This window comes from Chitinophaga sp. RAB17 (assembly GCF_052114225.1).
Lineage (GTDB): Bacteria > Bacteroidota > Bacteroidia > Chitinophagales > Chitinophagaceae > Chitinophaga.
Genome location: NZ_JBFREI010000006.1, coordinates 116,656 through 130,555 on the forward strand (window position 1 = coordinate 116,656; position 13,900 = coordinate 130,555).

Annotated in this window: 10 protein-coding genes; all 10 read left to right on the forward strand. The window is 45.0% G+C overall.

Annotated features, from left to right (window positions below; all coding sequences use genetic code 11):
- The first annotated feature begins 40 nt into the window (after nt 1–40).
- The 10 genes from cfa to AB4Z08_RS20190 all read left to right on the forward strand — a co-directional run bounded on the left by cfa (nt 41) and on the right by AB4Z08_RS20190 (nt 13,882).
- Complete coding sequence (gene cfa / locus AB4Z08_RS20145) at nt 41–1,156, forward strand: cyclopropane fatty acyl phospholipid synthase (RefSeq protein WP_441575575.1); 1,116 nt, start codon at nt 41–43, stop codon at nt 1,154–1,156.
- Nucleotides 1,157–1,311: 155 nt separating this feature from the next.
- Nucleotides 1,312–2,223, forward strand: a complete 912-nt coding sequence (locus tag AB4Z08_RS20150) for an ATP-binding cassette domain-containing protein (protein ID WP_441575576.1) — start codon at nt 1,312–1,314, stop codon at nt 2,221–2,223.
- A 4-nt stretch (nt 2,224–2,227) separates the two neighbouring features.
- Nucleotides 2,228–2,989, forward strand: a complete 762-nt coding sequence (locus tag AB4Z08_RS20155) for an ABC transporter permease (protein WP_441575577.1) — start codon at nt 2,228–2,230, stop codon at nt 2,987–2,989.
- A gap of 1 nt (nt 2,990) precedes the next feature.
- Nucleotides 2,991–4,037 carry a sensor histidine kinase gene (locus AB4Z08_RS20160; protein ID WP_441575578.1) on the forward strand — a complete coding sequence of 349 codons (1,047 nt, stop codon included), beginning with the start codon at nt 2,991–2,993 and terminating at the stop codon, nt 4,035–4,037.
- On the forward strand, nt 4,027–4,719 hold the full coding sequence (locus AB4Z08_RS20165; RefSeq protein WP_441575579.1) for a LytR/AlgR family response regulator transcription factor: 693 nt from the start codon (nt 4,027–4,029) through the stop codon (nt 4,717–4,719). Before AB4Z08_RS20160 ends, AB4Z08_RS20165 begins: the two co-directional genes overlap by 11 nt.
- A gap of 128 nt (nt 4,720–4,847) precedes the next feature.
- Complete coding sequence (locus tag AB4Z08_RS20170) at nt 4,848–5,444, forward strand: RNA polymerase sigma factor (protein WP_441575580.1); 597 nt, start codon at nt 4,848–4,850, stop codon at nt 5,442–5,444.
- A gap of 153 nt (nt 5,445–5,597) precedes the next feature.
- Nucleotides 5,598–6,623, forward strand: coding sequence for a FecR family protein (locus AB4Z08_RS20175; RefSeq protein ID WP_441575581.1), 1,026 nt, complete (start codon nt 5,598–5,600; stop codon nt 6,621–6,623).
- Between the two features lie 40 nt (nt 6,624–6,663).
- Nucleotides 6,664–10,089 (forward strand): SusC/RagA family TonB-linked outer membrane protein, encoded by a 3,426-nt coding sequence (locus tag AB4Z08_RS20180; protein ID WP_441575582.1) that lies wholly within the window; start codon nt 6,664–6,666, stop codon nt 10,087–10,089.
- 23 nt (nt 10,090–10,112) lie between these two features.
- Nucleotides 10,113–11,780: a RagB/SusD family nutrient uptake outer membrane protein gene (locus AB4Z08_RS20185; protein ID WP_441575583.1), complete on the forward strand. Its 1,668-nt coding sequence runs from the start codon at nt 10,113–10,115 to the stop codon at nt 11,778–11,780.
- Nucleotides 11,780–13,882, forward strand: coding sequence for a DPP IV N-terminal domain-containing protein (locus AB4Z08_RS20190; protein ID WP_441575584.1), 2,103 nt, complete (start codon nt 11,780–11,782; stop codon nt 13,880–13,882). Before AB4Z08_RS20185 ends, AB4Z08_RS20190 begins: the two co-directional genes overlap by 1 nt.
- The last annotated feature ends 18 nt before the right edge of the window (nt 13,883–13,900 follow it).

Consider the following 13,900-nt stretch of genomic DNA (forward strand, 5'->3'; position numbering starts at 1 on the left):
TACCTGGAAGAACGTGTAGGAGCTTGCCAAAACTATAGTTATGGATCGCCATCCCCAAAACATAGTGACCCGTCTTTTGTCCGCTGCCGGTATTACGGTTAACGGCCACCAACCGTGGGATATACAGGTAAACAATACTGCTTTTTACAAAGAAGTACTCTACCGCGGCTCACTGGGACTGGGAGAATCCTACATGAATAATTACTGGGACTGTGAGCGGCTGGACGACTTCTTTACAAAAATATTGCTGGCTAACCTGGATACGCGTGTGAAAAAGAGTTTCAGGTTTAAGGCAGATATTTTACTCGCCAGCGTATTGAATTTTCAAACCCCTGCCAAAGCTTACCGTAATGGAAGCGCACACTATGACACGGGCAACGACCTCTTTGAATGCATGCTGGATAAACGGATGACTTACACCTGTGCTTTCTGGGAAAATGTCCGTACCCTCGATGAGGCGCAGGAACAAAAGCTGGACCTGACCTGTCGTAAACTAAAGCTGCAGCCAGGCATGCACATCCTGGACATCGGCTGTGGCTGGGGAAGCCTGGCAAAGTTTGCCGCTGAAAAATATGGCGTACGCGTAACCGGTATCACTATTTCAAAAGAGCAGGCGGAACTGGCAAAAGAGCGCTGTAAAGGCTTGCCGATAGATATCCGTTTAACGGATTACCGCACGCTGCATGAGCCTTTTGATGCCATTGTTTCTTTGGGCATGTTTGAACACGTAGGATATAAAAACTATGATGCCTATATGAAAATGGTGCATCGTTGCCTGAAAGATGACGGGCTGTTTTTACTTCATACCATCGGAGGTAACACCCCTAATACCTTCACCGATCAGTGGCTGAACAAATACATTTTCCCCAATGCCATGATCCCTACTATCCGCCTCATCGGGCAGTTTATAGAGGGCTTGTTTGTAATGGAACACTGGCAGAATTTCAGCGTAGACTATGACCATACGCTGATGGCCTGGTATGAAAATATTTTACAGAACTGGGATAAGCTGAAAACAAAATATGATCCCACCTTTTTCCGCATGTGGAAATACTATCTCTTATCCTGTGCGGGCTCTTTCCGTGCCAGGAAAAGCCAGTTATGGCAGATTGTGCTCTCTAAAAATGGTGTGCCTGGTGGCTATCGTTTTAGATGACGGCATGAGCCGCCGTTTCCATTTGTACTGCTTTTAAGCTACCCCTCCGCCACTTGCAGGACAAAATACCCCTGTTGCAGATAAACCCACTTGTTTTGCCAAATATAACCCTCACGTGGAATGCAGGCTGCTACTTTTGCCGTAAACATCAAAGTATGCCAGACTATTGTCTTGAAACTACACAACTCACCCATTATTTCCCCGGTAAGGAAAAAGCCCTGGATAATATTTGTCTGCAGGTACCTACGGGCGCCATTTACGGCTTCCTGGGACCTAATGGCGCCGGCAAAACCACCACCCTGAAACTGGTGCTGGGATTACTGAAAAAGCAGGAGGGTACTATCCGCATATTAGGAGAAAGTTTTGACCAGCACCGTGTGGCTATTTTAAAACGGGTGGGCTCTCTGATCGAAAGCCCTTCTATTTATGGCCATCTTACTGCAGCAGAGAATTTATGGCTACTGCAGAAAATTTATCAATGCCCTGCCCGCCGGGTGAATGAAGTGCTGGAGTTGACCGCACTTGCCGGCACGGGCAGCAAGAAGGCCGGCCGCTTTTCACTGGGCATGAAACAACGCCTGAGTATTGCCATTGCTATGTTGCATAACCCCTCTCTGCTGATCCTGGATGAACCCACCAATGGATTGGATCCCGGAGGCATTATTGAAATGCGGGCATTGCTCCGTCAACTGAACCAGGAAAGCAATATGACGATTCTCATCTCCAGTCATATGCTATCGGAAATAGAAAAGCTGGTTACACATGTGGGGATTATCAATAAAGGGAAATTGCTTTACCAGGGAGTCCTATCGGATCTGACAGCGGAAAGGACCCTGCATAGCCGGGTGCAGATCGACTGTAGTGATCTGGCCCGCTCACTCACGCTGATAGCCGCATGTGGGCTGCATGCCAGTGTAGAGCAGGATAAAATATTGCTGGAGGGAGTAAGCCGGGAGCAACTGGCTGTGATTAATCAGCGCCTCGTCATGGAGGGCGTGCAGGTATACGAAATGAATACCCGCCGGAATGACCTCGAAGATATTTTTATGCACCTTACCAACAACTAATCATATGACCCTGAATTTTTTGCACAGCTTCCAGAGCGAATGGCTGAAGCACAAGCACTCTGCTGCCGTATGGCTTACCGTAGCCGGTGGCGCCTTTATGCCGGTCGTTATTTTAATGCGGCGCTTTTATTATTTTGATGAACTGGCTTCCAGTAACAGTGCGGCGAATATATGGGAAATGTTGTATCACAACAGCTGGCAGTTTATGTCGATGTTTCTACTGACCATGGGCGTCATATTGGTGACCAGTATGATTGGGCAACTGGAATACCGGAACAACACCTGGAAACAATTACATACTACACCACAATCACTGACCACTCTCTTTTTTGCGAAGTTAGCATTGATATTAGTGATGCTGTTACAGTTTTTCATCCTATTCAATATCGGGGTATACCTCGAAGGAGTAATTCCGGCACTCCTGTTTAAAAAGGTACCCTTTCCGGCGGCGCCTTTTCCTTTTGTGGCCTACCTGGTGGGGAATGGAAAGTTCTTTATAACCTGTTTACCGGTAATTGCGCTGCAGTATTTATTAAGTTTGCAGTATCGTAATTTCCTGGTGCCGGTGGGCGTGGGGTTGGCGATGTACATATTTTCCGTGATGGCAGTGAAATGGGAATATGGCTTTACAATTCCGTACATTTATAGCATCTACAGCTTTAATGGGCAATACACGGATCGCATTTACATATTTTCAGTGGCATATTTTCTTCTCATAGGGCTTGCAGGATATTTGTTATTTATTTATAAAAGAGAACGGGGGTAACATGAAAAAGCCTGTCATTTATCTGTTGCATATGGGGTATTGGCTGCTCTATGGGCTGCTGATGTCTACCTTTATATCATTTATTGGTAAAGGTCATCTGTCATGGCATGAGCTATGGACTACGTTGTTTTTTTCGCCGCTGGCATTGTTTTGTTTTTTACCCGGTATATTAGGTTTCTATTCTTTTTATACTATTTTATTCAATTACTTTTTAGTTAAAAAGAAGCACCTGGCCCTGGTGGGAATGTGTATTGTTTTTGCGCTGGCCGCCGGTCTGATTACCACGTTGTTGCTAGCAATGCCACTGACGCATTGGATGGGACATCCCACGCTGAAGGAGCAACTAATGATGGCCGTTATCCTCGCCTTGCTGGCCACTATTCATGGCATTATAGGTTTGGTATTAAAAGGGTTTATCAGCTGGTATGGTGATATTAAGTTGAAGGAAGAATTAAATAAAAGAAATTATGAAACAGAACTGGCACTGGTAAAGTCCCAGATCAATCCGCATTTCCTGTTTAATACCATCAACAATATTGATGTACTGATAGAAAAAGATGCCACCAAAGCATCGCTGTATCTGAATAAGTTGTCGGGCATTATGCGCTTTATGCTGTATGAAACCAAAGCAGACCGGATTCCCTTACAGAAGGAGCTGGATTATATTGAAGAGTATATTGCTTTGCAGCGGATCAGAACTGCCAATAGTAGTTACGTACAATATACATTGCAGGGCGAACCCGGTAATATGATGATTGCGCCTATGTTGTTTATTGCTTACATAGAGAACGCGTTTAAACATGCAGCGCCCAGGAAGGAAGGACCTGCGGTGAGTATTACGTTGTCTATTGATCAGGGCACTATTATCTTTGGCTGTGCGAATAAATACCAGCGTACATCTGAGGTGAACGGGATCCATAATGGTTTGGGCAATGAGTTGTTGCAACGCCGGCTGGCATTGTTATATCCTGGTAAGCATACGCTGGATATTTCAGATCAGGAAGGAAATTATAAAGTGAATTTAACCTTGCGTACCCATGAAAATTAACTGCATCATTATAGAAGATGAACCGCTGGCGCAGGAGCGTATCAAAGGGTACCTGCAGAAGCTGCCTTTCCTGGAGCTGATGGCTACCTTTGATAATGGCATAGATGCGCTGTTATACCTGCAGTCTAACACGGTGGATCTTATTTTTCTGGATATTAATATAGGGGAGATATCTGGTATACAGTTACTGCAGGCTATGCATACCAGCACGGAGGTAATTATTATTACGGCGTATCATGAGTACGCACTCAAAGGATATGAACTGAATGTCACCGACTACCTATTGAAACCTTTTACTTTTGATCGCTTTTTGCAGGCGGTAGAGAAAGTGAAAAATAACCTGTTCCGGCGGGAAGTGGCGACAGAAAAGAAATTCATTTTTGTGAAAACGGAATACCGCCTGGAAAAAGTGCTGCTGAGTGAGGTATTGTATATTGAAGGGATGCGCGACTACCGGAAAATACATACCCTGCACAAAAAGATGATGACGCTGAAGACTTTCCGTGAGTTTGAAGCAGAACTTCCGCCTGCTATTATCTGCAGGGTGCATAAGTCTTTCATGGTGGCGATTGATAAAATAGATGCCATTGAGAAAGATGGCATCAAAATACAGGACCAGGTGATTCCTGTTTCCGATACTTATAAAAAGCGCTTTTACCAGTTGATTACATCAGCTATCTAAGCCCTTGATCTATATCAAATAAAAAATATTTAATTAAATATCATATAATATTTCCGCCTGCCTGATTATTATTTTTAATAAAATGGTCGTATTTTTTGCCCCTGCTTTTGAAGATATGAACTATATGTATGGAAGAAATCGCTGAAGAATCACATTGGTGGCGGGCGATAGTAGATGGTGACGAGGCCGCCTTTCAGCAAATCTATCGTCTTCACTTTACCATGTTATACGAGTACGGGATGCGCCTTGCTGCCAACGAAGAATTGGTAAAGGAAAGCATACAGCAGTTCTTTGTGAAGATATGGACCAACAGGGCTACGCTGGGTACGGTGAAACGTATCCGCCCATACCTGCTGGTATCCTTACGGGGCATGATATATAATAAGTTAAGAGATGAAAAAAGAAGAAGGGTGACGTCTCTCGAAGATGATTATGACTTTGAGCTTGCCTTTTCTCCGGAATCCGAATATATACAAAAAGAGAGTGCAGATCAGCAGCTCCTGGCACTGAAACAGGCCATGGATCAGTTAACCGCCCGCCAAAAGGAAATTATTTTCCTGCGTTATTTCCAGGAGATGGAGTATAATGATATTGCTGAAATAATGAATATCAGCGTAAAAGGAGCCTATAAACTAACGGCCCGGTCATTGGAGTCTTTACGTGAAATCCTTGACATATCTATGATTGCCGTGCTTTGCCTGTTGAAAATTGCCGCCAGCAGGTAACGTTGCCTTCCACTATTATTCCCTGTTTGAAGACTTTTTGGGTTGCACCAAAAAAAAATATTTTTTCCGTGGGGTGTTCTCACGAGTGTTGGTGTCCTGTGTTAAATCGCCCTTGTTTTAAGTGAATTAAACTGGTGATCTGAGTGAGTAGTTATGAGTGAACAATATAAAAATTACAGTAAACAGGATTTTCTGGAAGATGCATACTTCATTGCATATGTCAGGAACAGGGGCGTGGATGCCGTTGACTTCTGGACTGCCTGGATGGCTGCTGAACCAGCCAACCTGGCCAGTATGAAGGCGGCAGAGCAGGAGTTACGTTTACTGTTGACCGTAAAAAGAATTTATCCGCCTGCCGGCCTGGCAGATGAGGTATGGAATCACATCAGCAGCGATATTGTTGCTGCAAATGAACGAAAATTACAATTACGGGTAAGCCGTCGCAAATGGTTGGCAGCAGCGGCTGTTGGGTTACTGGTGCTGGGTAGCGCGGGGATGTTAAAATACCTTGGCAACAAAACAGTGACCACCGGCTATGGCAAAACGGTCAGCATTGTGCTATCTGACGAGTCACGCATTATATTAAATGCCAACTCCACCCTTACCTATGCGAAGCACTGGTGGAGCGGTTCCCGCCGCGAAGTATGGCTGAGCGGAGAAGCTTTTTTCGAAGTAGTACATCTTAAAAATGATAGTCTGCCTGTAAAAGAAGGTGAACGTTTTGTAGTGCATACCCCTAACCTGGATGTGGAGGTATTGGGTACGGTCTTTAATGTGAAGGAGCGCAGAGGCATTACCAAAGTAGGATTGACCTATGGATCGGTGAAAGTAAAGCTGAAAGACAATTCCACCGCATTGCAACTGTTGCCGGGTGAACAGGCCAGCTACGATCCGCAAACCCACCAATTGCAGAAAGCCGCGAAAGATATGAGTGAAGTGAATGCATGGAAAGATAATAAACTAGTGATGAACAATGCGAGTGTGGGTGAAATAATACATCTGCTGGAAGATACTTATGGCTACAAGGCAGTGCTGGAAGATCCGGCTATCGTGAACAAAAGAATAGAAGGGACCATACCGGTGAAGAATGAGGACAACATCATTTTTATACTGTCAGGCATATTGAAAGTGAACATTGAAAAAAAGGACAGTCTGCTGATTTTCAGACGTACCCATTAATAAATACCAACCAAATCTGCATTTAATTAAAGATTACTTTATGCAAAAAATTGCTACCAAATGCTGGCTGCTATTGCTATGCAACATAATCACCATGGGAGTATATGCCCAGGCGGACAAAGGTCCGGGACGTATCCCACTATCGGCTGCATTAGCAGAAATAACGAAGCAATACGACACCAAATTTGTGTTTGATGCAGATCTTATAAAAAATAAAACCACCAATATTTCAGTGGCTGTTTTAAAACAGTTGCCGGTAGAAGAAGTATTAAAAAGAGTATTGTATCCTGTCGACCTGCTGTTTGTATATGTTAGTCAGAATAACTACATGCTGATACAACGTCCGGTACCTGCCAGATCATCTTCAGCGCCTGCTGTAGCAGAACGTAATGCAGACGTGGCTTCGACAGAAAGTAACGGCGTGGTTAACAATCTGCAGGGTATCATAACGGACGTGGCTACACGTGAACCGCTGCCAGGTGTAACGGTTCGCCTGCTCTCTTCAGGAAAAGGTGTACTCACAGATGAAAAAGGGCACTACATTTTTTTTAACGCACCCGGCGGGACCAATACCATCCGCGCCAGTTTTGTAGGCTATGCCACCCGTGAATTTACTACAGGTACATCCTATGCATCGTTCTCCCTGGAACAGGATACCCGTACCCTCGATGAGGTAAAGGTAGTAGACGTAGGGTATGGTACTAAACGAAGAGAAGCCATCACCGGTGCAGTCACATCTGTTAATAATAAAACCATTAACCAGTTACCATCAACTGCACTGAGCAACAACCTGGTAGGTACAATACCCGGCTTATTTGGTAAACAAAACGGAGGTGCGCCAGGCAGGGATATGAACCGCTTGTTGGTACGCAGTTCTTCCTATTACAATGCACCTTTGATTGTAATTGATGGAATTCCGTTGAATGAAAGTAGTGGTAGCATTATTGGCGGGCAGGTAAGTTTGAATGATATCGATCCTGCTGATCTGGAATCCGTTACTGTATTGAAAGACGCCGCATCTACTGCTATTTACGGTTCCCGCGGTGGTAATGGCGTAATACTGGTCACTACAAAAAGAGGTAGAATGGGCAGACCTAAGTTCTCTTTCGGGGCTAATACCACGTATTCCAGGCCTACCCAGCAACCCAGATTTGTGGATAATTACACGCAGGCGCTGTTGAGCAATGAGTTTTCGGTGAATTCCGGTAATGAGACGATCTATTCCCCGGCAGTATTGGATACCATCCGGCTGGGATTGAATCCTGACAAGTATGCCAACACTGATTGGAGCAAAACCGTATTGAATGATTATGCCAATGCTCAAAATTATAATCTTAACGTAAGCGGTGGTAGTGATGCTATTAAATATTATGTAGCCGGTGGCTTTAATAAACAAGGCTCTATCGTAGGTGATGGTAGCTTAAAACGCTATTCCGTTATTTCCAATATAGATACCAGGTTGAATAAAAACCTGACCATGGGGCTGGATATGGCTTATCGCTATGAAAAGACAGAAGATGCCAGCAGCGGTGGTTCCAACACAATCCTGACGAATGTGTATAACATGTCGCCATTGCAACCGGTTTATTTTAGCAATGGTTTACCTGCGGCTAATTTTACCGGTTCGATAGCAAATCCGTTCATACAAAAAACACAGAGTGGTTATACCCGCAGAGAAGGAAGCTATCTGAATGCGAAGCTAAGAATGGAGTATGCCATTCCTTTTGTAAAAGGCTTATCGGCACGCGCGCTGGGATCCTTTGACCGGAATAATTATGGGGAGAAGAATTTCTCCGTTCCTTATAAATTATACCGCGCCAATAACCAGGGACAATATGTGCCGGTGGCGGGCGTAGATAATAAAGGTGCTAATCTGAAACCTTCTCTTAGTGAAAATATGTACCGCGCCAACTATACCAATATGGAGTTTGGTTTTAACTATAACCGCTCTTTTGGTTTACATACCGTAAATGCCGTATTACTCTATACTACCAATGAAAGTACCACAGAGATGCTGAGTGGTTCCCGCATCAATATTTTCACACCGGTGGTGGATGAACTGTTTGCCGGCAATGCCAGTGTGAACTCCACGAATAATGGTACTACCGCTGAATTTGGAAGAGTAGGGTATGTAGGTCGTATCAGCTATTCCTACAATGGTAAATATTACCTGGATGGTAGTTTCCGTTCAGAAGCTTCTGTGAATTATCCGGATGGCCATCGTTGGGGTACATTCCCTTCTATCTCTGCCGGATGGCGTATTTCTGAAGAAGACTTTATGAAAGATAATATTTCCTGGCTCGATGAATTGAAACTGAGAGCATCGTATGGTATGGCCGGTGATGAAACCGGGGCCGGGTACAGCGCTTATCTCTATAATTATAATGTAGGACAAAACACGGGTCCTTCTTCCACCGCCGGCAAATATGGTTACGTGTTCGGCGGAAATTACCAGCCTTCCATTTATCCAGGGCTTACCGCACCCAATAGCAATATTACCTGGGGCGTGATTAAGTCTTTTAATGCGGGCTTTAATCTCAGCATCCTCAAAGGACTATTTGCCGCAGAATTTGATGTTTACCGGAAGAATAACACCAATGTACTGATTTCGGTGTCAGATAATGTACCCATCACTTTTGGCGCCAATGCCCCCAGGGTAAATATGGGGAGCAACCACACCCAGGGTTTTGAGTTGACGCTGATGCATACTAATCATATTGGCAAAAATCTACATTACTATGTAAAAGGGATGATCGCCCATACCAAAACCATTACAGATTATTCAGGAGAACAAGCTGGTTTACCAGCATGGAATGGCAGCCAGTTAAATGGCTGGGGCGCCAACGTTACCCGCATCTATAAATCAGCCGGCTTATTCCAGTCGAAGGAAGAAATTGCAGGATGGGCTGTACAGGACGGCAGAAGTAATACCACCGTTAATCCGGGAGATATCAAATATGTAGATATGAACGGGGATCATGTCATCGATCAGCAGGATATGATTGTGAAAGACAATATCGATATGCCGTTGTTGAACTACAGTATTTCACTGGGGGCTACCTGGAAACATTTTTCCGTAGACCTCCTGTTCCAGGGCATCGGCGATTACACGAATATGAATCTTAACCGGCAATGGGTCAATTATGATACCCGCCAGCTGGATCGCTGGACACCGGAAAACACCAACGCCAGCTGGCCCAAACTGGGATCTATGGCTAACGATACCAGGGCCTCTGATTTTTATGGTACCAATGGCAATTACCTGCGTCTGCGTAGTGCTGTTGTTTCCTACAGTCTGCAATCTGCCTGGCTAAAGCAACAGGGAATGGAAGCGGTTACTTTTAATCTGCAGGGAGGTAATCTGCTCACCTTTTCCAAGGTGAAATTTACAGATCCGGAGAATACAGTTATCACTCCTTACGGCCCGCAGAAGACCTATGGTATTGGTGTAAATGTGAAATTCTAAACATTCATTACAAAATGCAGATCATGAAAATTAATAGAACAGGTGGCTGGATAGTAGGATGTATGGTATTGCTGTCGTCCTGTGCGAAAGATATTCTCAACAAAAAACCGAAAGACAGTATTTCTGAACTCACGGTATGGAATGATATCGGGCTGACAGCGAATTATGTCAATTATTTCTACTCTACATTGCAGAGTGGGTATAGCCGGAACTATTACCTGGCGGCTGCTACAGATGATGGTCTCAATGGCCTCAATAACGATCCTTTTGTGCTGAAGAAGCTGACCACCGATGCCAGCTGGAATGCCAATAGTTCGCCTTTTACGGAATACTATACATCTCTGTATCAGCGGGTGCGGTCGGCTAATGACTTCCTGGCGCATATAGATGCGGTACCGGGTGACGCCGTACTCAAAAGTCAGCTGAAAGCGGAAGTTCGTTTCTTCCGGGCCTATTACTATTCAGAGCTGATCAATTATTTCAGTGATGATCCAATCACCGCTTCGGGGGCTGTACAGCCCTCTGGTGTGGTTCCCGGCGCAGAGAATGCAGCGGGTGTAGTGATCGTGGAAAAAGCGCAGATCTATGGAACGGATAGTTTAGCCATTCCACGCAGTACTAAAGGACAAAGTGTGGATTATGTGGTGAGTGAACTGGATGCCGTAGCGGCTGTCTTATCACAATTACCCGCTTCCTATGTGAAAGATGCCGGCCGACTGACCGCAGGTGCACCGATGGCTTTAAAGGCGCGGATGCTTTTATATATGGGTCGTTTTAAAGCAGCAGCAGTTGCTGCTAAAGCAGTGATGGATAGTCATCAGTACAGTCTGTACCCGGATTATAAATCGCTGTTCACGGTAAAAAATAATGCGGAATGCATTCTTTCTGTACAACATAATAATGTAGCAAAAGAAAGAGGACATACTTATGATCGCGATATGGCGCCGGGCTCTATGAGTGGCATCAGCCAGAGCAATCCCACCCAGAACCTGGTAGACGAATACGAAATGACAGATGGTAAACTTCCCTCAAAATCTCCATTATATGATCCGAATAATCCGTATGCCAACCGTGATAAACGTTTTGGTTATACCATCGCCTATGATGGTGCCACCTACCGTGGCAGCGTGCTGCAACTGTTTGAAGGTGGATTTGATATTGTGAATGCAGGTTCTTTTAAACCGCAAACCAGGTATTTAGTGAGAAAGGCTACGAATGAAACATTTAATTTCCTGGGAGATGCGGCTTTTGGCAGTGATCAGAACTGGCAACTGTTGAGATATGCAGAAATATTACTGAACTATGCAGAAGCACAGAATGAAGATGCAGGGCCGGATAATGCGGTATACGAAGCTGTCAACGCCATCCGCCGCCGGGCCGGACAACCTGATTTGCCTGCCGGGTTAAACCAAACGGAAATGCGCCAATGCATCCGTCATGAACGCCGGATTGAATTTGCATTCGAAGACCAACGTTTCTGGGATATACGCCGCTGGCATATTGCTGATCAGCTACCCTATAAAACCATTTATGGTACTGCTATCTCCAAAGCAGCCAATGGAACTAAAACCTATGGTCCTTCACGTTTGCTGGAAACCAGGACTTTCGAGTTAAAGAATTATTGTTTCCCGATTCCAGCCTCCGAGTTACTGGCAAATAAGAAAATGGTTCAGAATACATATTGGAAATAATGAAGAGACATACAATCATCAACGCTTTCCTGCTGGCTGCACCACTGGCTTTCGCAACAACAGGATATGCACAACGCGCAACGGAAAACGACCTGTTGCCATTACCTGCCGTAAGCGGATGGACAGATAAAGGGCATTTTATTTTGCAGCGCTACGAAGAGAAAAATACTTTTAAAAGTTTCGTGGTGGAGGCGGGCACCGGTAAAGAAGTGCCAACGGATAACAGGTCTGCAGGAAGGAAAGCAGTGGGTAAACGTGTCATCATCAAACAAGATGATATTTTTATTGTAGAAGGAAAAACATCGCAGCAGGTAACACATACTGCAGCCAAAGAAGTGAATCCCGTTTTTTCTCCGGACAGCAATTACATTGCTTTTACCCGCAATAACGACCTGTATACCCTGGAACTGGCCACCGGAAAAGAAATCCGGCTCACACAGGACGGCAGTGACGTGATCCTGAACGGATATGCTTCCTGGGTATATTATGAAGAAATTTTGGGCAGAGCAACCAATTACCGCTCATTCTGGTGGAGCCCCGATAGTAAGTCCATTGCTTTCTTCAGAACAGACGACAGCAAAGTTCCTTTGTTTACCATCACCGGTGCCGGCGGTGACCATGGTTACATAGAAACACAGCGATACCCGCAACCCGGGGATACCAATCCTGCTATCAGGATCGGCATCGTAGCGGCTACCGGCGGCGCCACCGTATGGGCAGATTTTGATGAACACACTGATCAGTATTTTGGTACACCTTACTGGAATCCGGATAGTAAATCTTTAGTGGTACAATGGTTAAACCGTGGTCAGGATCATTATCAGCTCTATAATATTGCTTCCGCCACCGGGGCGAAGAAACTGGCGTACGAAGAAAGACAGGCCACCTGGATTAACCTGGATGAAGAGGAACGTCTTTCTTTTATTAACAAAGGCAAAGAGTTCCTGCTGATCAGCGATAAATCGGGCTACCGGCAGATCTACCTGCATAAAGCAGATGGTACTTTTGAAAGCAGGGTATCGCAGGGAGATTTCGTTGTATCACATATTAAGTATGTAGATGAGGAAAACCGTGTGGTGTATTTTACGGGCAATAAAGACGGATTAAACCGGGAGGATTTATATCGGGCTGATCTGAGTGGCAAGCATATGAAGCGCCTCACCTTCGGTCCGTATTCTCATGAGATCACGCTTTCGCCAGATGGAGCTTACTTCACTACCAGATACAGTAACGCAGGTACACCGGATCAGCTGGCACTGCTCAATAATCAGGGTAAATTAATCAAAGTACTGGGAGACAGCAAGGGACCTGACTTTGATACTACACTGGCGAAGAATTACCGCATCGTATATGTAAAAAGTGAAGATGGCAAATTCGATATCCCTATGCGTATCAAGTTTCCCAGGAACATGGTAGCCGGTAAAAAATATCCGGTGGTGATCGCAATCTATGGTGGTCCGGCTTCCAGTACCATAAAAGATAACTGGGTACCTACGTATGTGCAGGACCGGGAGGAGCAGGTAATCAGTGTTAGCATGGATCATCGTGGCAGCACGGAATTTGGTAAAGTGGGACAAAATTATATGTACCGCGACCTGGCGCAGTGGCCTATCAAAGACTGGATACAGGGCGTGAAGTGGCTCATTGCCAACGCGCAGGCCGATCCGGAAAAAGTAATGATTTCCGGTTACAGCTTTGGCGGTTATATTACCTGCTACGCACTGATGCATGCACCGGAATATTTTAAGTACGGCATTGCCGGCGGTAGCGTAACCGACTGGCGCATGTATGATAGTCATTATACAGAGCGCTACATGGATACTCCGGCAGAAAATCCGGAAGGATACAAAAATAGTTCCGTACTAACGTACACGGATAAACTCCAGGGGAAATTATTGCTGATACATGGTGTGATCGATGATAACGTACATGTGATGAACACCCTGGAGCTGGTAGACAAGCTGCAACGTGCGGGAAATATGCACTTTGATATGATGTTGTATCCTGGCAACCGCCATGACATATTGGGCCCCAGAATGGAGCACTATTCTGAGCTGATGAAAAGTTATAGGAAAAAGTGGTTGTCTGATATGAGCAAGTAATCACAATCGTAAAAATCA